The sequence below is a fragment of the Treponema endosymbiont of Eucomonympha sp. genome, from assembly GCF_001028545.1.
Genome location: NZ_BBPW01000003.1, coordinates 1 through 25,597, shown reverse-complemented (window position 1 = coordinate 25,597; position 25,597 = coordinate 1). Strand labels below are relative to the sequence as shown.

Below are 25,597 nucleotides of genomic sequence, written 5' to 3'. Positions count from 1 at the left end.
AGAGGCGAGCCTGCCGGGATAGCTTTATGATAGATTCGACGTATATCAAGGCACACGCGGACGTATGCGGGGCACAAGGCGGCAGTCAGGACATTAGCCGCACAAAAGGGAGCTGAACAGCAAGTTACATTTGGCAGTTGACGAGTACGGGATACCGGCAAGCGGCATTGTGACAAGCGGTACTGTCGCGGACTGCAACCAAGCGCCTCTCCTTATGGATGGTTTGGAGACGGAAGCGTTCCTCGCGGACAAGGCGTATGACACGAACGAGCTGCTAGATATGCTTAAGGAGGCGGATATAGCAGCAGTCATCCCTCCGGTTAAAAGCCGAAAAGAGCAGAGAGCGTACAGTCATGAGCTGTATCGGGCACGGCACGTCATTGAAACCGTCTTCCGCGCCCTCAAGCACTGGCGAGGAATCGTTGCGCAAAGCTCACCGCTTCCTTCATCGCCGCCATTCATGTCAGGTGTTTGTTCCTCTACTTTCCAGTCCACACTACCTAGACTAAGCCGCGCATTCCCTCTATAGTATGCGCCGAAAAGGAAACGACAGACATGATTGTAATGAAATTCGGCGGCTCGTCGCTTGCCGACGCCGAGCGCGTCCGCCGCGTTGCCTCCATTATCGGCGCGAATCGGGCAAAGAAGCCGCTCGTCGTGCTGTCCGCAATGGGCGACACAACCGACAGCCTCCTTGAAGCGGCGGAGAAAGCGGTGTCCGGCTCCGTCGACGTCGGAGCGATCGAAACCCTGCACCGCGAGACGGCACGGAACCTCGGCATTGCGGCGGGCGAGACGGACGCGCTGCTCGGCGAGCTGAAAACGCTGCTGACCGGCGTATCGCTGGTGCGCGAGCTTTCAAAGCGGAGCCGCGACTACCTCGTGTCGTTCGGCGAGCGGCTTTCGGTGCGGATTACCGCCGCGTTCCTCTCTAAGAGCGGCATTCTCGCCCGCGCGTTCGACGCGTGGGATGCAGGTTTCGTGTCGGATTCGGCGTTTACGCAGGCGGAACTGCTCGACGACGTGTGGCAGGCGGTTCCCGCCGCGTTCGCCGAATATGCGAGCGGGAAAGACGGGGCGATTCCGGTGGTAACGGGCTTTATCGCAAAGGACCGGAAAGGCACGATTACCACGCTGGGGCGCGGCGGAAGCGATTTGACCGCGACGATGCTCGGCGCGGCGCTCCGCGTAGACGAGATACAGACGTGGAAGGACGTGGACGGCATTCTGAGCGCCGACCCCCGAATCGTGCCGGAGGCGCACCCGCTGCACGAAATCACCTACGAGGAAGCCGCTGAGCTCGCCTATTTCGGCTCGCAGGTGCTGCACCCGCGCTCAATGCTCCCCTGCCGCAAGACCGGAACGCTCGTGCGCGTCAAGAACTCCTACAACATAGACTCGGAAGGCTCGGTCATCGTCGAGGCGCGGCGAGAAGCGGCGGAGCCGGTACGCGTGATTACGGCGGTGAAGCACAGCCGTCTGCTCGACATTGTATCTACGCGGATGCTCGGCTCTGCCGGGTTTCTGGCGCATATATTCAACCAGTTCTTAAAGTGGGGCACCAGCATAGACGTGATAGCGACGAGCGAGGTGTCGGTGTCGCTCACGGTGAACACGGCGCAGGATTTGAGCGGCTTGCTGGAAGATATCCGGCATGTATCCGACGTGCAGTGCCACGACGAAAAATCTATTGTAACGCTGATTTGCGACGTAACGCAGTCGAGCGCGATTCTCGCCAAGTGCTTTGCCGCGCTCGCCGCGCACGGAATCAACGTGCAGATGATAAGCCAGGGCGCGTCAAAGGTGAATATCAGCCTGATTTGCGACGATGCGGAAAGCGACCACGTGGTGCGGATTCTGCACGGGGCATTTTTCGGCACGCCGCACGAATAAAGGTACAACATGAACGAACGCAACGATAAGGAGCGGAGCATGAACATAGCGATAGTCGGCTACGGAAAAATGGGACATATGGTTGAGGCGGCGGCGAAAAGCCTTGGGCACGCCGTCGCCTCGACCATAGACACGCGGGCAGAGGATGCGACGGTACGCATCACGGAGGGGGACGGGGCGACGCTCGCAGATGCGGTGAGGCGGAGCGGAGCGGACGGGGTAATCGAGTTCAGCCACCCGTCGGCTGCGGCGGGAAACGTCCGTGCGCTGCTCCCACTCCGGCTGCCGCTGGTCGTGGGGACGACGGGCTGGAAGGCGGAAGAAGCCGGAATCCGCGCACTGGCGGCGGCTTCCGGCGGGACGGCGGTGCGCTCGGCGAACTTTTCGCTGGGGGTCAACCTGTTTTATCGCATTGTGAGCGAGGCGGCGCGAATCGTGTCAGCTTTCGACGAATACGACTGCGCGGTGTGGGAGGTGCACCACAACCAGAAGGCGGACAGCCCGTCGGGGACGGCTATGGAAATTGCCCACCGCATCCTCGCCGAAGACGGGCGGAAAACCGCGCTCGTTACCAGCGCGGTTACGCGGAAGCCCGAGCCGCACGAACTGCACGTGTCGAGCACCCGAATCGGCTCGGTGCCGGGGACGCACACGGTGTTTTTTGATTCCGGCGCGGACACGATAGAGATGACGCACCGGGCGCGTTCCCGCGAGGGCTTCGCGCGGGGCGCGGTGCACGCGCTGGCGCGGCTGTCGCGTGCGCTTGAAGCAGGCACGCTCAAGCCCGGCGCATTGTACGGCGCGGAAGATATTCTATAAGCGGCATGAAGCGTTCGGTTTTACCTCTGCTACCGAGTTTGCATACGCAAACTCGCGGTGTATATAAATGAAACAGAGAGGTTCTCCCTGCTATATATGGAGAGCCTCTCCCTATTGCAGTGGGGGAAGGTCGCACCGCCATAGTGGAAGGAGTCTTCCCACCATAGCGGGAGGGGGTCGCACCACTACAGTGGGAAGAGCCGCACCGTAGTAGCGGGAGAGGCTTTAGCGACTGTTTGCGCTACGCGCACAGCCAGCATTCGAGGCACGAGACGCTCTCCGTCGGCTGGTTTGAATACGAAGCCGAGTGAGCGCTTTAGCTATGGGCGCACGCCTGTTTGTTCGCCTCTCTTCTATATAAGAGGCTCTTATATGCCCACACGAGGGTGGAGTCTCCCTACCGCCCTATCGAGAGTCTGTCGTAAGCCGAGTTACCCTTACGAATAACGCGTATACTATAGAAGACAAATGCACTATCGACTTGCACCGAACGAAGCGATCCGTATGGCGGGCGGGGGCAGATATAGCGGCGGAATACAGGCAAGCGGCTAACGGGTCTGCCGAAGGGCGCGGGGCATAAAGACATATTGCAGAAATACGGAACATTCAATGAAAGCAATGAAAAGTTCTTGTTCGCGTTGCTGATTTCGCTACTTTGGGGCGTCTGGTCGTGCAAAAACGATACGCCGGAAGCGCCGAGCAAGCCCGCGTCCGCGCCGGAGGTATTTAAGCCTGTTTTGCTCAATGACTATTTAGTAGCCAGTCCTGACGGTCTTACGACTCTTAGAGACAAGGATTATTACCGCTTTTCAGTGTCCGCTGAAAAGGATTTTAACGCGCCCTATCGTTTGTTTACAGAAACGCTTGTGCTTGCCAATGAACAGGGCGAGCATGATTAAGCTGGAAGAAGGTACGTCAACAAAAAGAGTTGATAATAGAGGCAATTATGACGTGCCGTATTATCGGGTGTTTCTCACGAACGCTCAGGCAGAAACAAAAGAAGTGTTGTTCTATTATCGAGACGCAGAAGGAAGAGCAGGTGCTGCCAGACGGTTATATGCGTACAAAGAGTTCTTTGCGCTTGAGATGTATGCGCACATGCTGGTTACGTTGTATAAGCTTCCCGACGGAATGTCTGTCAGCCAGTTTTATTCGGCTCAAACGCACGGGAATTGTTTTGCCGGTTCGGTTGTAATGCGGGAACGTATCCCGTATGAAGAGATAGCTGCGTATATGCAAAAGTATTGTGACGAGTTTATAGCAAACTTGAGCAAGCTAGAAGCGAGTTATGATAAAATAGAAAATAGGAAAGGTTTGATAGGTTTTTTGACAGTCTGTAAGCTTGACGACATACCGTACGCGCTTTCTTTGGCTTTATAATTGGCAGGGGTAAGCGCCCGTCCCCACTATGATTTCCCCCCGCCTTATGCTATACTGCGGCATCTTACCCACTTGAGAGGCATACCGTGTTTGACTACTTTTCCCGTCTGGCTACGCTCAACGACAAAATCGACCCGTCCTTCTATCAGACATACGACGTAAAGCGCGGGCTGCGTTACAGCGACGGGCGGGGCGTGCTGGTCGGACTGACGCGGATAGGCGACGTCGTCGGCTACGAGGTGCGCGACGGAGAAAAAGCCGCCGTCCCCGGCAGGCTGCTGTACCGCGGCTATGATATAGAGGACTTGGTGCGCGACACGGAACAGCGCGACGAGTTCGGCTTTGAGCAAGCTGTGTTCCTACTGCTGTTCGGGGAGCTGCCGACAGCTTCCCAGCTTGCGGAGTTCCGCGCGCTGCTCGGCACAATGCGGGCGCTGCCGGAGCATTTCGTCAACGACATGATTATGAAAGCACCTTCCTCCGACATTATGAACAAGCTTGCCCGCAGCGTGCTCGCCTGCTATTCATACGACACCGACCCGGAGGACACGGACATTCAAAACGTGCTGAAGCAGAGCTTGGAACTGATAGCGCGCTTCCCGACTATGGCGGCATACGGGTTTCAGGCGAAGCGGCATTACTACGACGGAAAGAGCCTCTATATTCACAACCCCGACCCTGCGCTCTCGACCGCGGAAAACCTTCTCCGCCTTATCCGCGCGGACAAGACATACACCCGCCTTGAAGCGGAACTGCTCGACCTGTCGCTTATCATCCACGCCGAGCACGGCGGTGGCAACAACTCGTCGTTCGCCATACACGTCGTTTCGTCCAGCGACACCGACACGTATTCGGCAATATCGGCGGCGGTCGGTTCGCTCAAGGGGAAACGGCACGGCGGGGCGAATATCAAAGTGATAGAGATGATGGACGACATTAAAGAGAATGTGCGGGACTGGTCGAGCGAGCGGGAGGTCGGCGGGTATCTGCGGAAAATCGTCCGCAAGGAAGCGTTTGACCGCGGCGGACTCATCTACGGGCAGGGGCACGCCGTGTACACGGTGTCCGACCCGCGCGCGCTGCTGCTCCGCGAAAAGGCGAAGAAGCTCGCCGAAGAAAAGGGCGTGCTCGACGAATACGGCTTGTACCGTCTCATAGAGCGGCTTGCGCCGGAACTGGTCGCCGAGGAAAAGCAGACCGGCAAGCTGATATGCGCCAACGTGGACTTTTATTCCGGCTTCGTGTATTCGATGATGGATATTCCGCGCGAACTGTTCACGCCGATTTTCGCTATTTCCCGCGTCGCCGGCTGGGCGGCGCACCGCATTGAAGAGCTCGTCTCCGGCGGCAGAATCTACCGCCCCGCTTTCAAAAACGTCGGCAACCCGCGCGCGTTCATTCCGCTTGAGCAACGCCGATAGGGCGAGCGAAAGGCGTCTGCCGAACGGCATTATTCCGCGCCGAGCGCCCGCCTTTTATGCGGCAGTTTTTTGAAGAAACAGTTACAAGAATTGTATGGCGGGAAGGCGCTGTTTTATTAAAGTTTCGTAGAACACCGCGAAGGTTTAGTTATATTCTACCAAGATTTAGCTGTGCTCTACGAAGGTTTGGCAGAACACTACAGAACTTCCGTAGAACGCTACGAAGTCTTTGTAGTATTCTACGAGAATCCGGTAGAGTGCTACCGAAGCTTGATAGAACTCTACCAAAACCTTGCAGAACATAAAAGCGGGCGGATGAGGGCGGCGTGGATAAAGACGAATTATTCATGCAGGCGCTGGGGCGACTCGAAAACAGCGCAAACGAAATACACAAAGATGTTGCGTCGCTCGACAAGCGCGTTGCGGTGCTTGAAACGCACTGGGACGACTTTGACAAGATGAAGGGCGTGCTTATCGCGGCGATTGCGTCGCCAGCTGCGGTGTTCTTAATCAAAACGATAAGCGATATTTTTTACCGCGCATAGGCGTTCGGCAGTAACCTCTCTGCCCATAAAAAGCAGGGCGAAAGCCCTGTTTTGCGTACTGTATATCGCACCGCAGCTCGGCGAATGACAGCGGCGAGCAGCGCCGCTAGAGCGACTCCCCGATAGACGCAAACCCCTCGATAAAACAGATGTTCAAGACCGCCAGCGGTTCAAACTTATAAATCTGTATCGCGGTCTTGTCGTACAAAATCGGTATGCGGGTCGGGTATTCATCGTCGCCTTCGTAATACATGTTTTTTACCGGCACCTTGGGCAACAACGTATAGCTCCACTGGTATTGCCCGCCCGCTTTTTCAGCTTCAAAAACCGCGCCGAGTTTTTCGGCGGCTCGGCAAAACAGCGCATAATCCGCGCCGAACGCTTTTTCCAGCCCGCTCGCTGCCGAAGGGGAACGTCCGAACACGCCGTGAGAAAACGCCCCGAGCAGGCAATACTCGTGCAGCAGTCCATGTTCGCGTCCGACAGCACGTAATATCTCAGAACGCTCTTTGCGTTGTGTTCAAAGCCTTCGGATTTGACGGACCATTTGATTTTCTCCCCGACAAGCTCGACGCCGTTTTTATCAACGGCATAGGTCCGCCCGAGAAAATCAAGCGTTACGGCGTGCTGCGACATTTCCTGCAAAAGCCAACACTTCTTTTCGCGTCGAAAGCATTTCCTACAGACAGGTTGAATTTCACAAATGCCGCGCTGGCTGTCGTTATTGCGTGTATCTTTGCCCAGCCTTCGCACGACTTCCCCATCGTTTGTTCGCCGTTTTTAACACCCGTGTGCGTCGGGGTGCACCTTGCCCGACGTCAAATCCAGCGGACGAACCTTCGTTTCGGCATGTTTTCCTGCCGGATCTTAGCAAAAACCTGCTCCCATACACCTTTTTTTCCCAACAGTTGAACCGCACGTAAATGGTGTGCTGGTTGCTGAATTTTTCGGGTAGCGTTCGACAAGGGCACCCGTTCCTGCATATATAGAAAAGCGCGTTGAGCACAGTTCGGTTCTCTATCTTTATGTTCCCTCGCTGCTTCGGCAGCAGTTCCAGTATCTGCTGGTATTGCTCTTCAGCTAACTCCGTGTTTTATCGTATTTTGTCCCACACGAGCTTTTATCAGTTTAATTGGGATGTTCCTGTTTTGCTCTGGCACCGCCTTGACTATTTTATCACATCGCACTAAAATATATTTTCTATTTTGGAGGAATGCAAATGGTCAAAATACGGCTTAAAAGACTGGGGACAAAAAAACGCCCTTTTTTTCGCATTGTGGTGCAAGATTCCCGAAAATCGAGAGATGGCGCTGCGCTTGAAGAAATTGGAATTTATCACCCTATCGAGAATGAAAGTAAACAGATTGCTTTTAACGAAGTACGTGCTCGTTATTGGGTAAGTGTCGGTGCTCAACCTACTGACACAGTGCGCAAGATTCTTAATAAGAAAAATTTCACCTTTAATTAAAGCTCATGGAAATGGGAAACGAGTTAATTGAATATATCGCGAAATCTTTGGTTGATAACCCAGATGCTAGTTTCTTGGAAGGGATTCTGAAAGTGGGTTCCGTCTCGCTCATATTAAAAGTTGTAGAAAGTGATATCGGTAAAATAATTGGAAGATCTGGACGCGTTGCAAAAGCGGCACGTACGGTTCTGAATGTGGCAAACAGTATGTCACAAAAGCAATATAATCTGGATATACTTGTTTGAAGGAACAATTTGTTATCGGCGTTGTCCGCAGTGTTCGCGGATTGTTAGGTGAAGTTAAAATTGAAAGTACTTCAGGAGAGTATGAACATTTTTTTTCTTTAAAAAAAGCTATTCTACGAAAAAATAAAGCCGAAAACGATAATATCATTGAATATGTACTGAAGAGAGGAACTGCTCTATGCATGAAAGTGGCCGGGATAGACAGTCCGGAAGATGCAAAGAAAATATGCGGGTGTGAAATAATAGTGCCGCATACACAGGCAGCACAACTAAAGACTGACGAGTATTATATCGAGGACATTAAAGGTTGTGAATTATTTTATCGTCAATTGCAGAAAGACGAGAACGACACTGCACAACGGGTTAAAGCTGGAAAGATTGTTGATGTGATTGATGGCGGTTCAGGAAAATTTTTAGAAGTTATTCTTGCGACAAAAAGACAAAAAATATTTATACCATTTAGGACGGAATTCATCGGGCAAGTAGATATTGAAAAACAGAAAATAGAGCTTTTACACCGATGGATTTTAGAGTAGTAGTGAAATTAAAAATTGTCACCTTGTTTCCCGCGATAGTGCAGTTATATTTTGAAATGTCAACTATGGCACGAGCAGTTAAACGTGGCATTATCGAATATACTTTGGTGAATATCAGGGATTATACGTGTGATAAGCATAAAACATGTGACGATAACCCTTACGGCGGTGGAGTCGGTATGGTAATATTGCCCGAACCGTTGGGATGTGCACTTGATTCAATAGATGCACTTCATAAACATGTAGTGTATGTGACACCATCTGGTATACCGTTTACACAGGATAAGGCGTTAGAATTGAGCTGTGAAAAAGAAATAGTGTTTATCTGTGGACGTTACGAAGGTGTTGACCAACGGATAATAGATCGTTATGTTGACGATGAAGTTTCAATTGGGGATTATGTGCTTTCGTCGGGTGAACTTGCCTCTCTTGTTATAATTGATACAGTATATCGCCTGATTGATGGTGTAATTTCGACTGAATCGCTTGACGAAGAAAGTTTTTCCGACGGTTTATTGGAATATCCTCAGTATACGCGACCGGAAGAATATAGAGGTATGAATATTCCTGATGTCTTGTTATCGGGGCATCATAAGCATATTCAGCAGTGGCGTTTAACACAACGTATAGCTAAAACACTTGCTGTTCGCCCGGATTTACTTGAACGAGCGCAAAAAAATGATTCGTTCGCTAAGAAAGCAAACGAATTATCGTGGAATTAACAGGTTCTATATTTGATATCTAAATTAAAGATAAAACGCGGGAGTTTGTCGAGATGGATTTGATTAAAATGATTGAAGAATCACAAAAAAAAATTGCATCTTTTGATTTTAAGGTTGGCGATACCGTGAAAGTCCATTTCAGAATTATTGAAGGCAAAACAGAGCGTATTCAAATATACGAGGGATTGATCATCTGTTTCAAAAATGCTGGAATAGGGAAAACATTTACTGTGCGTAAAATTTCTTATGGAATCGGCGTAGAACGCGTGTTTCCGATTCATTCGCCGCGGATTGTCAAAGTTGAACGTGTACGCCATGGGAAAGTTCGTCGTGTAAAACTATATTATATTCGCGACAAAGTCGGTAAAGCGGCGAAAATAAAAGAACTTACTGCTAAAAAATCCGGCATTTAAGCTGTTGCGAGAGGTAGTGGAATGGTTATAAATTGACGCCGTTTGTTGTTTTAAGATAACTAATGATTTGTGTAAAAAAAATAATGTTAAATATCCGTTTTCAACTCCATCGCCACGAAATCATAGATTAGATAGTGTTGACGAAGAGGAACGGATGAGTCTTGCGTAGCGCATAGCAATTCTCCGTCAGTACTTGAGAGCGCGGAGAAGGTATTTCAATGATGTGTCGCCCCTGATACAGTTCATAGTTGTATATTTTGCTTTTTCCGTCTTTTAATCGGAGTGCTGAATGCAGGTTATATTGCTTCCTCAAGTATGTTCATCAATATGCTCGTGTCATACGCCTTATTCACAAAAGACACCTCTGCCTACAAAAAGGCCACTCTATAAGGAGGAGCCGTGGTTACAGTGCCACTCCCTGATACCCCATACGTCAACCGCTGTGGTGCAAGTGCTGTTGTTCCTTCTTCTTTCAATGTTTTATCTACTTCTTCATCAATTCCTTCCACGGACATACTATATGCGGTTTATAAATCATCCACTCGTTCTTTCAGTCCGTCATGGCAGTTTTTCGATATTAACCCTCAAATAGGGAATAAAACATCATTTTTCCTCGTTCCTCTACTAAAAGAAACACCGACTAACGCGAAGTTAATCGGTGTTTCCGAAGGGACTATAAGCCGGATCCTGTTACCGGATTTTTGTAGATTACTCCACCGAAAATCCGACGCGACCGTCTTTCTATCATACTAGTTACCTAGTATATCTAGCAGTCTACCCGTAACCACAAAGAAATCTCTCGTCGGAACTTTCGGTTACTGTTTGACCTTGCTCAAAAAGAGGTTTGCACTGCCGCACTTGTTACCGAGTGCGCGGTGAGCTTTTACCACACCTTTTCACCCTTGCCGTACAATGTTTGCACGGCGGTATATTTTCTGTTGCACTTTCTGTCGAAAAAACAGGTGCATTTTTATAGCATATGCTTTTTCGCCCGGGAGTTACCCGGCATTTTTCCGAGTGAGTCCAGACTTTCCTCTTGTGGACACCAACAAGCGATCGCATCCCTTCTTATATGACTTGCGTAAAACGAACTTGCTTTACGCAAGTCATATAAAAAGTCTAATCACAGAGTGGTTAAATCGCAGTATATATCGTTATTCATAAAAATCCACTTCATTCGATTTTTTTTGAGAAATATCATGTTCGTCAACTTCTTCTCCCAATTCGTTACTCGCGTCCATAAAACTGTTTATATCCTCAGCGCGGAAATATTCAGCCTTCTCACTATCTAATTTTTTATAATACAATATTCTACTGCAATATGGACAGAACTCAACGGTTTTTCCCGCACGTACCCTGTTCGCAAATTGAAAGGGAAGAATCGTGTAACAACCGTTGCATACATTTTTTTCCAAAGGAACGATTCCTTGATTCTGTTTATTTATAATGATACGCTCAAATTTAGAAATAATTTCGCCGCTATTCATATCTTCGACAATTTCTTGCTCACGGGTCTTTAAATCTGCTAGTTGTGCTTTATACGTCTCTATATCTTTCGCAAGATTGTTTTTACCGACATCCAGTTCACTTTTCTGATTCTGTATAAGTTGTTCTTCCCGTTTAAGTATTTCACTCATATCGATAATTTTTTTCTCTTCTTCCTGCAATCTCCTGCGAGCTTCTTGCTCACAGGAGATTGTTTCTTTGATTTCTTTGTCGAGCACCTCATATTCACGGTGAGTTGAAATCAAATCCATCTTTTTTTCTTTGCATTCGTGAATAATCTGCGCTTCCGCAAGTTCCGTTCTCAGTTTGCTAATTTTTTCTCGAATTTCTCCATATATTGTGTTGTGTTCAACAAATTCTGTTTTTAAACACACAAGCAAGTCATCTTGTGATTGCAACTGTTGAGGTGAAGCATTAATTAATGTTTTAATTCGATATTTTTCAACAAGGATATCTTGTAATGTTATTAATTTAGCAAAAATATCTGTCATTTGTCTATAACTCCCCTGTTCGATAGTCACTTATTATTGTGAGCTAAATATCTACGAGAGTCGCATTTATGTATTAATAACGCGCTCCCATAATTTTTATGGACACCCTATTCCCATATAATCACGTAATCCATGCGATTTTCGTGGGTTTCGTAGACGGCGAAGTGCTTTCACTTCTATCTGTCGGATTCTCTCGCGCGTTACATTAAAATACAAACCGACTTCTTCAAGCGTCAACGGATAGCCGCCCCCCAATCCAAACCGCATTTTAAGCACTTCTTGTTCCCTCACTGGCAAAGTCATAATCACTTTGCGAATCAGATCTCGCAATAAAATATGCGATGTTTTTACAACAGGGTTTTCAGCTTCCTTATCTTCAATAAAATCCCCCAAAAACGAATCGTTTTCTTCGCCAATTGGCGTGTCAAGCGAAACAGGCTCACGAGCAACATTTTTTACTTGTTTTATACGAGCAATCGTCCAGCCAAGTTGTTTTGCGATTTCTTCGTTCGTTGGTTCGCGTCCCAATTTTTGCATCAATTGTCGCGATTCGCGAACGACCTTATTTATCTGCTCTATCATATGTACAGGTACACGAATTGTTCGCGCATGATCAGAAATACTACGAGTTATTGCTTGTCGAATCCACCACGTGGCGTAGGTCGAAAATTTAAATCCTTTTCGGTATTCAAATTTTTCCACCGCTTTAATCAAACCAATGTTTCCTTCTTGCACCAGATCGAAAAAATGTAACCCGCGATTTGTGTATTTTTTTGCGATAGCAACTACAAGTCGCAGATTCGCGTTAATCAAATGATTTTTCGCCCTTTTCAATATACTCTGTCCATTTTCGATTTTTCTTGTCATTGCAATAATTTCTTCAGCACTGTTTCCAAATTCGAACTCCACCTTCCGAAGTTTACGGTCAAGTTTTTGAATCTGTGTATAAATGTCGCGAATTTCGTCAGCAGAAAGACCTAATTCTTCTTCTAATTTTACCCGTGCAGATTTCAGCGCAAGACTTTTGCCTCGATTACGTAAATCAACAACATAAACGATCTGAAGTTTTTTTGTTTTTTTTCCTCGTCGCAAGATATATTCGTTTATTTTTTGTGTAGCGTCAATAAATTTATTAGCAAACTTCTCGATTTCTTCCGGTTTTATATCAATACTTTGCAGTATCGGAAAAATACTGTTTTTCAACTTGACTAATCGCTCGTTACCAAATATCACGCTCCGTTGATCGACAGCGTACAACTGCTTTTTAAGCTGTGCATATTCCTTTAGCTCTGACTGTATAGGTCTCAGGCTCTCGCTGTAGTTTGATTTTAAACGACGTTTTTCCACAATCGCTTCGATATTTTTTTTCGCATATATATCAAAGCATTCAATCGGAGTAAATATGTTTTGGGCGATCTTGTAAAATTCTGAAATAAGTGCGTCTGAATGCTTTATCACCTGTTTAATAATGTTTTCACCATCTTCCATTTGCTTTGAAAGCACGATTTCCTGTTCCGCGGTAAGCAAATGTTCTTTACCTATTTCTCGTAGATACAACCGAACTGGATCATCGTCATTTGTATATTTATCATTAAATACCAAATGCTTCTGGCTCCTTTCGTCTAGCTTCACATCCTCTTTATTCGCTTTAATCAACATATTATTTGTTCGGAAACTCTATACTCCTCAACCTTGATATTATTTTATCAAGCGTAAGAAAACAGTGGTCATTTTTCAGAATCAGCAATAATTTGTGACAGAAAATCGTCCAAATTGTCACACGTAATATTTTTATTCATAGCGTATTTGATGATTTTTATAACAATACTATCTTGTTCATAATCTGTTATGGCCATAAACCTTTACCGTAATTCAGAATCAATATTCATTTTTTCGGATATCAGTAAGCTAAGTTTTTGTCGTTCTACAAGCGTTGTCGCTTTCTTTTGCAATTGCAATAGTAGGATTTGCTTTTGCACCTTTCTACGTCGGCGTTCAAAGCATTTATTTTTTATTTGCTGTATGCTATCATGCAACGCTTCACAAGTATATTTATCGTATTCATTAGACGTTACCGCTTCCGTTATCACTTGTCGCACATTTAAGTCTTCAAAATTTGATAAAATACCGCTAACCGAAACACCTCCCTGTCGATAACATTCCTCCATTGCAATGAATATATCCTTTGCAACCTCATCTTCGAAATCATCTGCACTGATTGCGGAACGCAACTCTGAAAAAAATTGTAGATTAGTAACCACTGAAAGCACCGTCCGTAATTCAGCATTCAATTTTATTGTAGCCACCTTCTCTCTCACTGTTGCCACTCGCAACGCAGAGTTTTCCGCAATTCGCTTTTGTGCTATACCCCTGTCAATATAATCATGTTGTATTGATTTTTGGTCTGAATCTATTGCCTGCCATAACATATCAAGGCATGCATGCTTTTGCGTGTCTGTTTCGAGCACGTCAACATACGAAAAAAACTCTAAAGCTGCTTTTGCTTTACCCTCGGGTATATCAATCGGATAGATACGCTTGACCTCAGACAGAAAATAATCACAATCAATAATAGCATCTTCAACACACTTCGTCAAGGCGTCTACGCCGTATTTTTGTAATATTTCGGACGCATCCTTTCCGTCGCGCATTTCAATAATTCGTGTTGTTAATTTTTCTGATCGGCACAGTAAAATAGCTTTCTTCGTTTCGGCTTTTCCTGCGGCATCCTCATCAAACGACAAGTAAGCAGTGTCGGCAAAAGAATTGACGAGATGCACCTGTTTTCGTGTCAGAGCAGTGCCGAGCGGTGCGACCGCGTTAGTCATACCGCTTTGATGATAAGCAAGTACATCCATGGCACCTTCGCAAAAAATCACTGAGCGTCGTTTCCGTATCGTTTCTTTTGCCAGATGAAAACCATACAGCGATTCATTTTTTTTATATTGCGATAATGTGCGCGAATTGATATATTTTCTTTTGTCAACGCCAGTCAAGTCACGTCCACTAAATGCCACAACGTTGCCTTGCCGATTATGAATCGGGAACATAAGTCGGTGCGAAAAAAAAGCACTGTCAGGATATTTCTCAGAAAATAAACCGGTTCCTACAAGAAACTCATCACTATACGCTTTCGTGCGCAAAAACCACTTGAGCCAGCGTCGGTCAGCCGGGGCATAACCGACTAAAAACCGTGTCAGCGTCTCTTTCGTGATTCCGCGTTCAGTAATATAGTTCAATGCTGCTCTACCCTGCTCCGTCGAGGCGAGGAAATAATGAAACGATGCCGCAAGTCGTGTATATAATTCAATAATTTCGTCTTTATGTCCGTCATTTTGACTTTTATCGGAGAATAAGCTACCTTCATAGACCACTTCGATACCAGCTTTCCGCGCCAGCGTTTTAACTGCCTCGACAAATGTTGCTTTTTCAATTTTTCTATAAAAAGTGACAGCGTCCCCCCCCCTCGTGACAACCAAAGCAATAATACATTTTTTTCGCTGGTTGCACATAAAACGATGGCGTTTTTTCATGGTGGAAAGGGCAACACCCCCACCAGTCGCCGCTTCTTTTTTCGAGACGCGTATATTCTCCGATCAATGCGACGATATCGGTGTATTCCGAAACCGCTTTGACGGTCTCAGGAGAAATCTTGCCAGCCATCAGTATTTCGCCTGTTTAGTATAGAACACACCTGTATCCAGATGCTCGTCGAAACTTTTTGAAAAATGATGCGTGCCTGCCTCCGTATTCTCCAGTCTGAAGTAAAAGTATGAAGTTTCTGGCGGATTCGCCGCTGCCCGGAGCGCAATCATACCGGGGTTGGAAATCGGTCCGGGAGGCAACCCCGCCCGTCTATAGGTATTAAACGGATTATTTATTTCAAGGTCAGCGTAGGTGATAACGTTAGGATGTGGTTCCCCGTTGATTTCCGTAATAATGTATTCAATAGTCGCGCAAGAATACAGCCCGATATGATGCATAAGTCGATTGGTAAATACGCTTGCAATGAGCGGAGCTTCGGAAGCAATACGGTATTCCCGCTCTACAATCGAAGCAATAGTAAGTATCTGAAATATTTCCGGCACGGACTTTTCCTGAAAACCGTCTATCGTTGCAATCCGCTCGAAAAAAATATCCGCCATTTTTCGTACTAGCGTCTTGCCGTCGGTATTGGGATACAAAAAATACGTGTCTGGAAACAAATAACCCTGAAACGAAGACGCGGGTATGCCGTATTCTTCCAGAAGGGCACCGTCTAACGATGCGGCGATAAACTCATCCGCAGCACAGATACTTTTGTTTTCAAACAATGCGGCGATTTTCTTTACCGTATAGCCTTCCGGAATGTGCAAGACCGTGTATGACGGTGGTGCACCTTTTCCCAACACGGCAAGAATCGCGGAGACATCCATATCAGGCGACAGACGGTACACACCAGCTTTTAGCCGTGTTCCGCGAAAACGGGCACAGAAATAAAGCGCATTCTCCGAGCGGACGAGCTTTTTCTCTTTTAATTCACGCGCCACAGAACGCATGTTGCTACCTTTCGGGACTTCAATCAGTGTAGAGACATTTATTCTACTGGCAGCGGTTAGATTGAAAAAATAAAAAGCAATACCGACGACACAGAACACGCCGCTAGCGAAAAAAAAACGCGAGTAACCGTCGTTCATTCATACGCTACGTGTTTGACAACCGCGAGTAAGCGGTACATTTGCTTCGTATCGCTGCAATTCCGCCAGAATCGCCTCTGCCGTATGCAGGTTTCCCTGATTGACTCCTGGGCAGTCTTTACTACAGGCATTCCACGCTGCTTCTGACTGAAGTGTATGTGTCCAAAACGGGAATGTGGCGCATTGGACAGGTCTTGCGTCGTATGCGGTGCAACCCGTGCTCCAGAGAATACAGTCATAGTTTGTTTTTTCTTTGAGACAGAGCGCCTCGCTCCCGCCGGAATACGGAACCCACCGGCAATACAGGGCAACGACTGATTCCGCACAGAGGTTGCTCCACCGAACAAGATTCGCCAAATCATGCGTCCCAATATAGACAAGTCCCGGCTCGTGGCGGCAACAATGCGAGCATTGCATACAGGCAAAACGCAACCCCCTTGCATAAAACGGTACATCCATACGCATAGAAAGTGCCGAAGCCACCTGGGTTCAACGCATAAATCAGCCGTGATTAACTCTGTGCGCTCCGGCGGCTGCCTTATGGGGAGAGCAGGATTCGGACCTACGAAGGCATAGCCAACAGATTTACAGTCTGCCCCTTTTGACCGCTCAGGAATCTCCCCGAAAGCCAACTCAGGGATTCGAACCCTGGACCCCGAGATTACAAATCACGTGCTCTGGCCAGCTGAGCTAAATTGGCAACGCCTGATAATGCGACTATAGCAAATGCGCGCAAGGGTGTCAACCACCCGCACCGGCTTGCGTTACACCTAAGCGGACGGGCGACTGCTTCCCCAAGCGTGTGTATCGGCGCATTCACGCCGTAAACCTATCCCTGCGCGCCCTTTGCGGCTGCGCCCGGTTACACGTTGTTCATCCCGCCCTTATCGAGGATTATATTGCGCATAACGCGGCGAACACAAACCTCCGTACGATTTTTCCACGAGAACAGCGCGTCTTGTGAAAAACCTCCGCATCTTTTCGGAACGAGATGCGGAGGTTTTTTTTGAAAAAGCAGCGGGGTTTTTTTGGCGCGAAATACGGGAGTTTTCCATTTTCTCTCTATATGTTTTTGGACAGACGCCTGCCCGTCGGTTTAGCGGCTTCAGGGCGTCAGTCCGACGGGTCGCCGAATCTCCGGCACGGAGCGCCGCGTTCGTTACGGCAAATCCTGCTGCCGCGAACGTCCGCGCACTTTGTTCCGGGAAATCTATCGACAGGATATCCCCGGCAGGCTCGCCTATTGCGGCGTCCGCCAGCGTTTTCCATATTCCCTTGTCCCGTCGGCGGCAAAATCACTTATGCATGCTGTTCCGGTTCCCGAATTCGGGCGGCATGTCTCTCCACGGAACGTCCGTGTGCGTCTGTCACGCTACTGCGTTGATAAATAAACGGTTGTCTTTTGCCGCTCCCCCGCGTTTCCCTGCCTGTCCGGGCAGCAGTTTTTTTATCCGTTCCCGCGCCTCATCGTTTATATCGTGCCGATGAATGCCTTCATTTCTTTAGTCCACACTACCTAGTCAAGGACTCGGACGTTCGGCTACCGCCGCCGCTCCTGCGTTGACTAAGCAAAGATTTCCCCTCTATACTCGCCGAAATGGACAATACGCGCACGATACAGGCGGCGTTCAGCTTCGGGCTTCTGGCACTGCTTTTCGCCGTGCTGGTTCGAATGCTCGCGCCGTTCTTCTCGGTATTCCTCTGGGTCATCGTGATATACATTCTGGTCGGGCCGCTGCACCGCAAAGCCGCCGCGCGGCTGGACGAGCGCGCGAAGTTCTACACCGCGAAGCGACGTCTGCTCGCCGGCGCGTTTTCACTGGGCACCATTATCGCGCTCATCGTGCCGGTGGCGTGCATTTCGGTACTGCTGGCGCGCCAGTTTCTGTCGTTCCTCAAAAGCGCCGAAACCACGGTCAGCGCCAACCGGGACTTCTTTACCGCGACGGAGGCGGGCAGGCTCATCGCCGACGCGGTGGACAGCCTGTCGTTTCACCTCGTCAACCCGGCGGACGCCCGGTTCCGCGCCCAAATCATCGGCTTCGTCCAGCATTCCAACGTGCGCCTCGTCGAGCTCGGCACGACGCTCGCCGGCGGCGCCGGGCGCTTTTGCCTGTCCCTCGTCTTTCTGGTCTTTTCCGTGTTCTTTTTGTTCTCCGACGGACAGTATCTGGCGGGACTGTTCGCCAAGGCGATTCCCCTGAACCCCCGGTATATGTCCGCGCTCTCGGCAAAATTCGCCGAAATCACGCGGAGCCTGTTTGCCGGCTATATCGTGGTCGCGCTGTATCAGGCGGCGGCGGCGTTTGTCATTATGAAGGCGTTCGGCGTCTCTGGCGCGCTGCTGTTTTCGGCGGCGGTGCTGTTCTGCGCGTTCATCCCGCTGCTCGGCACGGCGCTCATCTGGGGTCCGGTGGGCATAAGCATCCTGTGCACCGGAAACGTCCCGCGGGGCGTCCTGTTCCTCGCGCTCTGCGCGGTGTTCGTCAGCTCGCTGGACAACTTCATCCGTCCGTTCTTCCTAAAAGACCGGATAAACGTGCACCCGCTCGTCATATTCTTCGCCATTCTGGGCGGGCTGAAGCTGTTCGGACTGAACGGGCTGATACTCGGGCCGCTCGCCGTCATCCTCTTTTTTACGGTGCTTGACCTGCTGACCTCGTCGGAAACGGAAAGCCGGCGCACCGATTTAAGCGGCAGCCGACCGAATGCCGCAGGTGCTCCCCTTGCGGGAAGCGACCGAGTTTCTTGAGAAAACTCGACATAGGGATTTTCGCCTATAGGTGAAGCATAAGGGCAAAAGCGGTTGAAGGGCAGAGAAGCTTCCGCGTTCACGGCAGCACAAGCCGGCAGAGTGTTGCAGTATCAGCCCTCCTGATACTGCGCTATCAGGAGGGTATGGTATCAGCATAGCTGACACTACGGTATCAGGGTGCCTGATACTACGCTATTAGCCGCGCTGATATTTAGAGACGCTTTCACCTAGGGGCGAGACTCTCGCGTTCGGCGGGCACATAGGGCTGGCGCCGAAACAGCGGGGGCGTTCGGCAAAGCCGAGCGTTCGGGATAGAAGCTAAACCCGTGCGCTGCAAACACGCGGCAGCGAAACGAAAAACAAGGAAAACCTCCCTGCTGTAATGAGGAAGCTCTCCCTACCATAGTGGGGAGACTCTCGATACTACAGTGGGGAGCGTCTCCCCACTGTAGTATCGAGAGTCTCCCTATTATAGTGTGGAGATCTTTCCTTATCATAAGCGAGACTAAAGCCTGTTTGCCGGAAGCCGCAGGCTTGCTTACCGGAAGTTCGGCATACGGGCGAAAGAGTGCGCGCTTGTACCGGACGCGAGCGATGCAAAACAAGGAGGCTCGGCTATGACCGAACAGTCGCCGTTTGCCGCTTCATACAGCGGCGGAAAGGACAGCGCGCTGGCGCTGTACCGCGCAATACGGAGCGGGCACAAACCGTTCTGCCTGCTGACCACCTATAACGAGGGCGCCGGGCGCTCGTGGTTTCACGGCATTCCGGCGGAGGCGCTGGCTCAGGTCGCGGAGTCGGCGGGCATTCCGCTGGAGCTGGTCAAAGCCGGGGAGGGGGACGGCTACGCGCGGGATTTTGAGGCAGCCCTGTCGCGGCTCGCGGAGCGGGGCGCACGCGCCTGCGTGTTCGGGGACATAGACATACAAGAACACCGCGACTGGTGCGCTTCCCGCTGCAGCGCCGCCGGGCTTGAAAGCCTGTTCCCGCTGTGGAACGGGGACAGGCAGGAACTCGTGCGCGAGCTGAACGACGCGGGCTTCAAAGCCGTCATAACTATTGTTGACACGTCTCGGTTGAGCGAACGCTTCCTCGGCAGGACGCTCACGCGGGAAGCGGCGGAAGAAATCGCCGCCGAGGGCGCGGACGCCTGCGGGGAAAACGGCGAGTACCACACCTTCGTCTGCGACGGCCCCCTGTTCAGGGAACCGCTGCGCTGCGCGTTCGGCAAGGCACTACGGCGCGGCGCTTACGCAATCCTGCCCGTTTTGCCGACGTGAGGGGCGTTCGGCTTCGCCGAACGTTCGAGTTTCTTGAGGGAACTGCCGCAACGCCAGAAGCGTTGCTTACCGAGTTTGCGGAGCAAACTCGCGGCGTAGAGGTTTTCACCTATGGGCAAAAGTATAGAGGAGAGCAAACTTGCGACATATAGGTGAAGCATAACGGCGGCTGACGGGGTCTATTCAGTATTTTAACAGGTCAAGTCAATCTCTGACTAGACTATGGCAATATCTGAATAGGTTTATTCAATATTGGAATAAGCTTGTTCAAAAGTTGCGCAAATCAGCGCAAAGGCTGCACGGGCAACGCCGGATGCGCACTAGGTAGTGTGGACTGGATAAAGGGAAAGAGGTAAAATGGGAAGCATGAAAAGAAAAGAAGGCATTCACCGGCATGATATAAGCGACGAGGCGTGGGAACGGATAAAAGAACTGCTGCCCGGGCAGGCAGGGAAACGCGGGGGAGTGGCGAAAGACAGCCGTTTGTTTATTAATGCGGTAGCGTGGCAGACGCGCACGGGCGCTCCGTGGAGAGATATACCGCCAGAATTCGGAAACTGGAACAGCATACACAAGCGGTTTTGCCGTTGGCGGGACAAGGGAATAGGGAAAACGCTGGCGGACGCCGCAATAGGCGAGCCTGCCGGGGATATCCGTATGATAGATTCGACGTATATCAAGGCACACGCGGACGCATGCGGGGCACAAGGCGGCAGTCAGGATATTAGCCGCACAAAAGGGGGCTGAACAGCAAATTGCACTTGGTAGTCGACGAGTACGGGATGCCGGCAAGCGGCATTGTGACAAGCGGTACTGTCGCGGACTGCAGCCAAGCGCCTCTCCTTATGGAGGATTTGGAGGCGGAAGCGTTCCTTGCGGACAAGGCGTATGACACGAACGAACTGCTCGATATGCTTAAGGAAGCGGATATAGCAGCAGTCATCCCTCCGGTTAAAAGCCGGAAAGAGCAAAGAGCGTACAATCATGAACTGTATCGGGCACGGCACGTCATTGAAACCGTCTTCCGTGCCCTCAAGCGCTGGCGGGGAATTGCTACGCGCTACGCAAAGCTCACCGCTTCCTTCATCGCCGCCATTCATGTCAGGTGTTTATTCCTCTACCTTCCAGTCCACACTGCCTAGGTAGTGTAGACTAAAGGAAGGAAAAGAGGTAAAACAGGAGCATGAAAAAGAAATGAAGGCATTCACCGGCACGATATAAGCGACGAGGCGTGGGAACGGATAAAAGAACTGCTGCCCGGACAGGCAGGGAAGCACGGGAGAGTGGCGAAAGACAACCGTTTGTTTATCAACGCAGTAGCGTGGCAGACGCGCACGGGCGCTCCGTGGAGAGATATACCGCCAGAATTCGGAAACTGGAACAGCATACACAAGCGGTTTTGCCGTTGGCGGGACAAGGGAATAGGGAAAACGCTGGCGGACGCCGCAATAGGCGAGCCTGCCGGGGATATCCGTATGATAGATTCGACGTATATCAAGGCACACGCGGACGCATGCGGGGCACAAGGCGGCAGTCAGGATATTAGCCGCACAAAAGGGGGCTGAACAGCAAATTGCACTTGGTAGTCGACGAGTACGGGATGCCGGCAAGCGGCATTGTGACAAGCGGTACTGTCGCGGACTGCAGCCAAGCGCCTCTCCTTATGGAGGATTTGGAGGCGGAAGCGTTCCTTGCGGACAAGGCGTATGACACGAACGAGCTGCTTGATATGCTTAAAGAAGCGGATATAGCAGCAGTCATCCCTCCGGTTAAAAGCCGGAAAGAGCAAAGAGCGTACAATCATGAACTGTATCGGGCGCGGCACGTCATTGAAACCGTCTTCCGTGCCCTCAAGCGCTGGCGGGGAATTGCTACGCGCTATGCAAAGCTCACCGCTTCCTTCATCGCCGCCATTCATGTCAGGTGTTTGTTTCTCTACCTTCCAGTCCACGCTACCTAGTCCTCCCAGTCCAGACGGAATTTCAGCGTCATATCCGCCGTTACCGGCGTGCCGGGGGGCGGTGTCTGGCTTATCACGTAGCCTTCGCCCTCGATAAGAATGCGTAAATCGTCGCGCGCCAGCAGCGGCACCAGCAGGCGTTTTGGGGTGCCCGTAAAATCGGGCAGCACCGCGCCGACGGAGACTTTCGGAATTTCGGGGACAAAGATGACGCCCGAATGCGAAAAAAACGCCGCTCCCGCGCGCGCAAAGCCCATATGGTCGATAATCATGCTTGCAGCCTCCGCGACGACCGGCGCGACAATGCGCCCCGCATATGTTTCGCCCTTCGCTTTGGCAATTACGATATACAGGATTATTTTCGGGTCTTCCGCCGGAAACACCGCAATGCAGTTCGACACGAAATCCGTCTGGCTGTAGCCGTCGCGCTTTTCGTCGCGCATTTGCGCCGTGCCGGTTTTTACCCCGACGTTTACGTCGCGCAGCGCCGCTCGCGTACCCGTCCCGCTCGCCGCCACGGTCTCCATATAGCTCAGAATAGCCCGCGCCGTCTCCTCCGACAGCACGCGCTCCCGCCGCTCCGCCTCGCGCTGCGACAGGACCTTCCCCGCACGGTCGGTAACGCGGGAAATCACCGAAAGCGGCACCGGAACGCCCCTGTTCGTAAACGCCGTCGCCGCCTCGACCATTTGCAGCGCCGACACGCCTATCTCCTGCCCTATAGATATCGTCGGTTTCGAACGCGCCGTCCAAAGCGCGTCCTCCGGCGTTCTGACCATACCCCGTGTTTCGCCCGGCAGCTCGACGCCTGTCTTGCTCCCGAAGCCCAGCGCCCGGAGCAGAGCCAGAAAGCGTTCCGCGTCTATCCGCTCGCTCATGCGGGCAAGCGCCACGTTGCACGAATACTTGAGCGCGTCCCGCGCCGTGATATTCCCGTGACTGCCGAGACAGCCTATGCGAATGGTTTGCCCGTTCTGAAGCTGGCGCTCGTATTTCCCGTCGCAGTAAAAGGTGTCGTCTTCGCGGATTGCGCCCGCCTCCAGAAAGGCGGCGACCGAAAAAATCTTGAATACCGACCCCGGCTCGTATGCGGTAACGGCGGGTCGGTTGAGGCGCTCGGCGTCGCCCGCCTGCGGGTATTTGTTCAAATCCGCGGAAGGCAGGCTGATATAGGACAGCAGCTCGCCGGTCTTTGCGTCAGCCGCGAGCAGCATCATGCTTTCAGCCCGCGTCTCTTTCAGCGCTTTGCGGGCGACTCCTTCCAATTTGTATTGCAGGCTGGCGTCGATAGTCAGGTATACGTTGCTGCCGTGCACCGCCGTGCCGGAATCTCCCGAACGGCGCGGGCTGAGCGCGTCCTGCAGCGCGTATTCCACGCCCGAAAGCCCCTGCCCCGCGTCCCCCATATAGCCGATAAGCTGGGAAGCGAGCGCGTTCTCCGGGTATATGCGGCCGGGAATGCGGTCGAAAAACACGCCACTCAGCTTTGCCTCCCGGATAGCGCGCTGTGCCGCCTCGTGTTCGGCTTCAGACAGCTTTTTTTTAAGGTAGAGAAAATTGTGTTTCGCCCCGCTGATTTGCGCCTTTACCGCAGCGGGCGAAAGCCCTGCTATCGGCGCAAGCACTGCCGCCGCTTTGTCGGCGTTGCCCACCGCCGACGGCGTTACCGCAAGGTGGTAGAAAAAGGTCGGAACGGCGAGCGGCTTGCCGTTCCGGTCGACAATCTGCCCGCGCTCCGCCGGTTCGGCGGTTCGGTTCGGCTCGGCGATTCCGCCCGCGAATGCGAGTTTAGCGTATGACGCTATGACATAGCCCGCCATGATGACGCCGGCGACGCCGAGTATGATAAGCCGCGAGCGGGGAAAGAAGTTATTCACCGGAGGCTCCGCGAAGCGCCTTTCCGAGTATGCGCCGGACGGGCACAAAGCCGTAGTCGCGGGAATCGACCGATTCCCGGTAATTGTCGCCTACGGCAAAGAGCGTCCCGTCGGGAACCGCCGCGCTGTGCTTCATCCGTTGATATTGCCGCTCGTTCAGCGGAATTTCAAGCGCCCGCGAATGAGCCGCGTCCGTAACGCGGACGCTATGCCCCGAATCCGACGAATACTCCAGCGCGTCTCCCGCAAGAGCGACGCAGCGCTTTATCACGGGCGCGCCGTGCGCAATAAAAACAACCACGTCGCCCCGCTTCGGCGAAGCCCAACGCACGAGCAGTTCCGCGCCAAACGGTTTTGCGACGCCGTATGCCAACTTATATACGGGAATCAGTTCGCCTTTATGCGCCGCCTGTTCCATTGAAGCCCCCGACACAAACACTATATCAAAAATGAACAGTTTGAGCACGGCACCGAGGCACAGTCCGAACGCTATCAGCATACACGCGCTGCCTTTCATTGTGTGCGTTTTCTTCATAAGCCGGGGAGGATTCTAAATATGTGCGGCGAGTGTGTCGATAGAAGGGACATGAAAGTCATAAACTGCCTCGACGCGTCCGCAGAGATTTCTCCGGCGCGGCGCGGCGGAGCCGCATTGTTCAGCCCGGCGCATACCCGCAGAAAACGGAGGAGAACGGCGGTGCGCCCGGTTTCCGCTGGCTCGCTGTTTTTCAGCGGGGCAGGGATACGGGAAAGCTTTCCGCAGCAGGTCGTGCCGCCGGACGGCAGTCGAAACCATATACGCGCGGCGGGCAAAAAGGCGGCGCAGAACATAGTCCGTTTCCGCGTCCCGTGCATAATCGCCGCCGCGGGGTGCGCATTCGGGTTTGCGTTTTGGAAAAGCGGCGCATACCTCAATATCCTGCCCACAGCGCAGCGCCTCGCATTGTCGAACGCAGTATTAGTTGACGGCGAGGTTCGGGCTGGGAGCGAGCTGCTTCAAGCACTCGCGCCGCCGGACGCAGCGCTGGCTGACGGCGAGGCGGCGCGTTTTCCCCCGTCTTCTGCGGATGGAACGGAGGCGCAGGAGGACTCTCCCCGCGAAGACGCCCAAACGCCTGAGCCGCCTTCCAAAGCGGTTTCGTATGCCGCGTATTCGGTGCGGCAGGGGGACACGCTCTCTGGCATAGCTAAAAAGTTTTCGCTGGCGCATATCTCCACGTTGATTTCGACAAACGACATACGCAACGCGCGGGCGCTCCGCGCCGGTCAGACGCTGCGGATTCCGTCGGCGGACGGAATCGTCTATCGGGTAAAAAAAGGGGACAATCTGTCGGGCATTGCGGCGCGGCATAAAATCGCGTATAAGCCGATACTCGACGCGAACGCGCTGAGCTCGGAGATGATTCGCGCCGGACAGACGCTGTTCCTCCCCGGCGCGACGCTCGATTCGGAGTCGCTCAGAAAGGCGGCGGGCGAGCTTTTTGTTTCGCCGCTCGCCGCGTCGTGGCGGCTCGCGTCTCCGTTCGGCTTGCGCGCCGACCCGTTCACCGGCGTGCAGAGCCGCCACACCGGAATAGACATGGCGGCAAAGTCGGGGACGCCGATACGGG

At 51.5% G+C, this 25,597-nt stretch carries 27 protein-coding genes, 2 tRNA genes, 1 other RNA gene and 1 pseudogene; 18 read left to right on the top strand and 13 right to left on the bottom strand.

Annotation, left to right across the window (positions count from 1 at the left end):
• Positions 1 to 112: 112 nt before the first annotated feature.
• From AWU74_RS00405 to AWU74_RS00375, 7 genes are all read left to right on the top strand, one after another.
• Positions 113 to 529, top strand: coding sequence for a transposase (locus AWU74_RS00405; RefSeq protein WP_306700876.1), 417 nt, complete (start codon positions 113 to 115; stop codon positions 527 to 529).
• Positions 530 to 555: 26 nt separating this feature from the next.
• On the top strand, positions 556 to 1,893 hold the full coding sequence (locus AWU74_RS00400; protein ID WP_062326530.1) for an aspartate kinase: 1,338 nt from the start codon (positions 556 to 558) through the stop codon (positions 1,891 to 1,893).
• A 9-nt stretch (positions 1,894 to 1,902) separates the two neighbouring features.
• On the top strand, positions 1,903 to 2,712 hold the full coding sequence (gene dapB / locus AWU74_RS00395) for a 4-hydroxy-tetrahydrodipicolinate reductase (protein ID WP_306700875.1): 810 nt from the start codon (positions 1,903 to 1,905) through the stop codon (positions 2,710 to 2,712).
• A gap of 587 nt (positions 2,713 to 3,299) precedes the next feature.
• Complete coding sequence (locus AWU74_RS00390) at positions 3,300 to 3,611, top strand: hypothetical protein (protein WP_062326528.1); 312 nt, start codon at positions 3,300 to 3,302, stop codon at positions 3,609 to 3,611.
• On the top strand, positions 3,604 to 4,092 hold the full coding sequence (locus tag AWU74_RS00385) for a hypothetical protein (protein ID WP_062326526.1): 489 nt from the start codon (positions 3,604 to 3,606) through the stop codon (positions 4,090 to 4,092). Before AWU74_RS00390 ends, AWU74_RS00385 begins: the two co-directional genes overlap by 8 nt.
• An 86-nt stretch (positions 4,093 to 4,178) precedes the next feature.
• Positions 4,179 to 5,513 (top strand): citrate/2-methylcitrate synthase, encoded by a 1,335-nt coding sequence (locus AWU74_RS00380; RefSeq protein ID WP_062326524.1) that lies wholly within the window; start codon positions 4,179 to 4,181, stop codon positions 5,511 to 5,513.
• A 326-nt stretch (positions 5,514 to 5,839) separates the two neighbouring features.
• Positions 5,840 to 6,058 (top strand): hypothetical protein, encoded by a 219-nt coding sequence (locus AWU74_RS00375; RefSeq protein WP_162481497.1) that lies wholly within the window; start codon positions 5,840 to 5,842, stop codon positions 6,056 to 6,058.
• 106 nt (positions 6,059 to 6,164) lie between these two features.
• On the opposite strand, the gene AWU74_RS00370 is transcribed toward AWU74_RS00375, so the two are convergent.
• Positions 6,165 to 6,482 (bottom strand): DUF3786 domain-containing protein, encoded by a 318-nt coding sequence (locus tag AWU74_RS00370; RefSeq protein WP_062326520.1) that lies wholly within the window; start codon positions 6,480 to 6,482, stop codon positions 6,165 to 6,167.
• A 92-nt stretch (positions 6,483 to 6,574) separates the two neighbouring features.
• Here AWU74_RS00370 and AWU74_RS12515 point away from each other — a divergent pair, with 92 nt between their 5' ends.
• The gene (locus AWU74_RS12515; RefSeq protein ID WP_062326518.1) at positions 6,575 to 6,970 is read left to right on the top strand and encodes a hypothetical protein; all 396 of its coding nucleotides are present in this window, start codon (positions 6,575 to 6,577) and stop codon (positions 6,968 to 6,970) included.
• A gap of 40 nt (positions 6,971 to 7,010) precedes the next feature.
• Here AWU74_RS12515 and AWU74_RS13270 read toward each other — a convergent pair.
• Positions 7,011 to 7,085 (bottom strand): annotated as a pseudogene (locus AWU74_RS13270) (hypothetical protein); the annotation flags it as partial.
• Between the two features lie 192 nt (positions 7,086 to 7,277).
• Between AWU74_RS13270 and rpsP the strand changes: the two are divergent.
• Genes rpsP through rplS form a run of 5 tightly spaced genes read left to right on the top strand, consistent with a single transcriptional unit; the run spans position 7,278 to position 9,442 of the window.
• Positions 7,278 to 7,526 carry a 30S ribosomal protein S16 gene (gene rpsP, locus AWU74_RS00360; RefSeq protein ID WP_062326516.1) on the top strand — a complete coding sequence of 83 codons (249 nt, stop codon included), beginning with the start codon at positions 7,278 to 7,280 and terminating at the stop codon, positions 7,524 to 7,526.
• A 5-nt stretch (positions 7,527 to 7,531) separates the two neighbouring features.
• A complete protein-coding gene (locus AWU74_RS00355; RefSeq protein WP_238580095.1) occupies positions 7,532 to 7,771 on the top strand; it encodes a KH domain-containing protein in 240 nt (79 codons plus the stop codon).
• Entirely contained in the window at positions 7,768 to 8,307 is a 540-nt protein-coding gene (gene rimM / locus AWU74_RS00350; protein ID WP_062326514.1) for a ribosome maturation factor RimM, read from the top strand. Before AWU74_RS00355 ends, rimM begins: the two co-directional genes overlap by 4 nt.
• A gap of 2 nt (positions 8,308 to 8,309) precedes the next feature.
• Positions 8,310 to 9,029: a tRNA (guanosine(37)-N1)-methyltransferase TrmD gene (gene trmD / locus AWU74_RS00345; protein ID WP_062326539.1), complete on the top strand. Its 720-nt coding sequence runs from the start codon at positions 8,310 to 8,312 to the stop codon at positions 9,027 to 9,029.
• A gap of 53 nt (positions 9,030 to 9,082) precedes the next feature.
• Positions 9,083 to 9,442 carry a 50S ribosomal protein L19 gene (gene rplS / locus AWU74_RS00340; RefSeq protein WP_062326511.1) on the top strand — a complete coding sequence of 120 codons (360 nt, stop codon included), beginning with the start codon at positions 9,083 to 9,085 and terminating at the stop codon, positions 9,440 to 9,442.
• A gap of 368 nt (positions 9,443 to 9,810) precedes the next feature.
• On the opposite strand, the gene AWU74_RS11315 is transcribed toward rplS, so the two are convergent.
• The 9 genes from AWU74_RS11315 to AWU74_RS00305 form a co-directional block, all read right to left on the bottom strand.
• Positions 9,811 to 9,951: a hypothetical protein gene (locus AWU74_RS11315; RefSeq protein WP_187150759.1), complete on the bottom strand. Its 141-nt coding sequence runs from the start codon at positions 9,949 to 9,951 to the stop codon at positions 9,811 to 9,813.
• 151 nt (positions 9,952 to 10,102) lie between these two features.
• Positions 10,103 to 10,512: RNase P RNA component class A (gene rnpB, locus AWU74_RS00335), an RNA gene on the bottom strand.
• A gap of 84 nt (positions 10,513 to 10,596) precedes the next feature.
• Positions 10,597 to 11,469 carry a zinc ribbon domain-containing protein gene (locus AWU74_RS00330; protein ID WP_238580094.1) on the bottom strand — a complete coding sequence of 291 codons (873 nt, stop codon included), beginning with the start codon at positions 11,467 to 11,469 and terminating at the stop codon, positions 10,597 to 10,599.
• 66 nt (positions 11,470 to 11,535) lie between these two features.
• On the bottom strand, positions 11,536 to 13,098 hold the full coding sequence (gene rpoD / locus AWU74_RS00325) for an RNA polymerase sigma factor RpoD (RefSeq protein WP_062326507.1): 1,563 nt from the start codon (positions 13,096 to 13,098) through the stop codon (positions 11,536 to 11,538).
• A gap of 203 nt (positions 13,099 to 13,301) precedes the next feature.
• Positions 13,302 to 14,972: a DNA primase gene (gene dnaG, locus AWU74_RS00320; RefSeq protein ID WP_062326506.1), complete on the bottom strand. Its 1,671-nt coding sequence runs from the start codon at positions 14,970 to 14,972 to the stop codon at positions 13,302 to 13,304.
• Positions 14,878 to 15,102, bottom strand: a complete 225-nt coding sequence (locus AWU74_RS12510) for a CHC2 zinc finger domain-containing protein (RefSeq protein WP_238580093.1) — start codon at positions 15,100 to 15,102, stop codon at positions 14,878 to 14,880. The genes dnaG and AWU74_RS12510 overlap by 95 nt, the downstream gene beginning before the upstream one ends.
• Positions 15,102 to 16,115, bottom strand: a complete 1,014-nt coding sequence (gene mltG / locus AWU74_RS00315) for an endolytic transglycosylase MltG (RefSeq protein ID WP_162504579.1) — start codon at positions 16,113 to 16,115, stop codon at positions 15,102 to 15,104. The genes AWU74_RS12510 and mltG overlap by 1 nt, the downstream gene beginning before the upstream one ends.
• 541 nt (positions 16,116 to 16,656) lie before the next feature.
• Positions 16,657 to 16,738 (bottom strand) — tRNA-Tyr (locus AWU74_RS00310).
• A gap of 3 nt (positions 16,739 to 16,741) precedes the next feature.
• Positions 16,742 to 16,815, bottom strand: a tRNA-Thr gene (locus AWU74_RS00305).
• Between the two features lie 897 nt (positions 16,816 to 17,712).
• On the opposite strand from AWU74_RS00305, the gene AWU74_RS00295 reads away from it, so the two are divergent.
• From AWU74_RS00295 to AWU74_RS09680, 4 genes are all read left to right on the top strand, one after another.
• Entirely contained in the window at positions 17,713 to 18,867 is a 1,155-nt protein-coding gene (locus AWU74_RS00295; protein ID WP_062326499.1) for an AI-2E family transporter, read from the top strand.
• A 620-nt stretch (positions 18,868 to 19,487) separates the two neighbouring features.
• Positions 19,488 to 20,150 carry a Dph6-related ATP pyrophosphatase gene (locus AWU74_RS00290; RefSeq protein WP_062326497.1) on the top strand — a complete coding sequence of 221 codons (663 nt, stop codon included), beginning with the start codon at positions 19,488 to 19,490 and terminating at the stop codon, positions 20,148 to 20,150.
• Between the two features lie 366 nt (positions 20,151 to 20,516).
• Positions 20,517 to 21,292, top strand: a protein-coding gene (locus AWU74_RS09685; protein WP_438816346.1) for an IS5 family transposase whose coding sequence is annotated in 2 segments (ribosomal slippage) — positions 20,517 to 20,895 and positions 20,895 to 21,292 — 777 coding nt in all. Because the reading frame shifts where the segments join, the coding sequence is not laid out codon by codon here.
• Positions 21,293 to 21,352: 60 nt separating this feature from the next.
• Positions 21,353 to 22,110, top strand: a protein-coding gene (locus tag AWU74_RS09680; RefSeq protein WP_238580096.1) for an IS5 family transposase whose coding sequence is annotated in 2 segments (ribosomal slippage) — positions 21,353 to 21,713 and positions 21,713 to 22,110 — 759 coding nt in all. Because the reading frame shifts where the segments join, the coding sequence is not laid out codon by codon here.
• Here the strand turns inward: AWU74_RS09680 and AWU74_RS00265 are convergent.
• Both AWU74_RS00265 and lepB read right to left on the bottom strand, forming a co-directional pair.
• Positions 22,107 to 23,987: a PASTA domain-containing penicillin-binding protein gene (locus AWU74_RS00265; protein WP_062326491.1), complete on the bottom strand. Its 1,881-nt coding sequence runs from the start codon at positions 23,985 to 23,987 to the stop codon at positions 22,107 to 22,109. The two genes, AWU74_RS09680 and AWU74_RS00265, sit on opposite strands and share 4 nt — an antisense overlap.
• Positions 23,980 to 24,504, bottom strand: coding sequence for a signal peptidase I (gene lepB, locus AWU74_RS00260; RefSeq protein WP_238580092.1), 525 nt, complete (start codon positions 24,502 to 24,504; stop codon positions 23,980 to 23,982). Before lepB ends, AWU74_RS00265 begins: the two co-directional genes overlap by 8 nt.
• Positions 24,505 to 24,573: 69 nt before the next feature.
• On the opposite strand from lepB, the gene AWU74_RS00255 reads away from it, so the two are divergent.
• Positions 24,574 to 25,597, top strand: a 1,024-nt coding sequence (locus AWU74_RS00255; RefSeq protein WP_187150758.1) for a LysM peptidoglycan-binding domain-containing protein, incomplete at its 3' end; no start/stop codon positions are given.

Excerpts from the sequence above, each read along its gene's own strand:
- AWU74_RS00400 (WP_062326530.1), top strand. The coding sequence starts at position 556 with ATGATTGTAATGAAATTCGGCGGCTCGTCGCTTGCCGACGCCGAGCGC.
- dapB (WP_306700875.1), top strand. The coding sequence starts at position 1,903 with ATGAACGAACGCAACGATAAGGAGCGGAGCATGAACATAGCGATAGTC.
- AWU74_RS00385 (WP_062326526.1), top strand. The coding sequence starts at position 3,604 with ATGATTAAGCTGGAAGAAGGTACGTCAACAAAAAGAGTTGATAATAGA.
- rpsP (WP_062326516.1), top strand. The coding sequence starts at position 7,278 with ATGGTCAAAATACGGCTTAAAAGACTGGGGACAAAAAAACGCCCTTTT.
- AWU74_RS00355 (WP_238580095.1), top strand. The coding sequence starts at position 7,532 with ATGGAAATGGGAAACGAGTTAATTGAATATATCGCGAAATCTTTGGTT.
- rplS (WP_062326511.1), top strand. The coding sequence starts at position 9,083 with ATGGATTTGATTAAAATGATTGAAGAATCACAAAAAAAAATTGCATCT.
- rpoD (WP_062326507.1), bottom strand. The coding sequence starts at position 13,098 with ATGTTGATTAAAGCGAATAAAGAGGATGTGAAGCTAGACGAAAGGAGC.
- dnaG (WP_062326506.1), bottom strand. The coding sequence starts at position 14,972 with ATGAAAAAACGCCATCGTTTTATGTGCAACCAGCGAAAAAAATGTATT.
- AWU74_RS12510 (WP_238580093.1), bottom strand. The coding sequence starts at position 15,102 with ATGGCTGGCAAGATTTCTCCTGAGACCGTCAAAGCGGTTTCGGAATAC.
- mltG (WP_162504579.1), bottom strand. The coding sequence starts at position 16,115 with ATGAACGACGGTTACTCGCGTTTTTTTTTCGCTAGCGGCGTGTTCTGT.
- AWU74_RS00295 (WP_062326499.1), top strand. The coding sequence starts at position 17,713 with ATGGACAATACGCGCACGATACAGGCGGCGTTCAGCTTCGGGCTTCTG.
- AWU74_RS00290 (WP_062326497.1), top strand. The coding sequence starts at position 19,488 with ATGACCGAACAGTCGCCGTTTGCCGCTTCATACAGCGGCGGAAAGGAC.
- lepB (WP_238580092.1), bottom strand. The coding sequence starts at position 24,504 with ATGAAAGGCAGCGCGTGTATGCTGATAGCGTTCGGACTGTGCCTCGGT.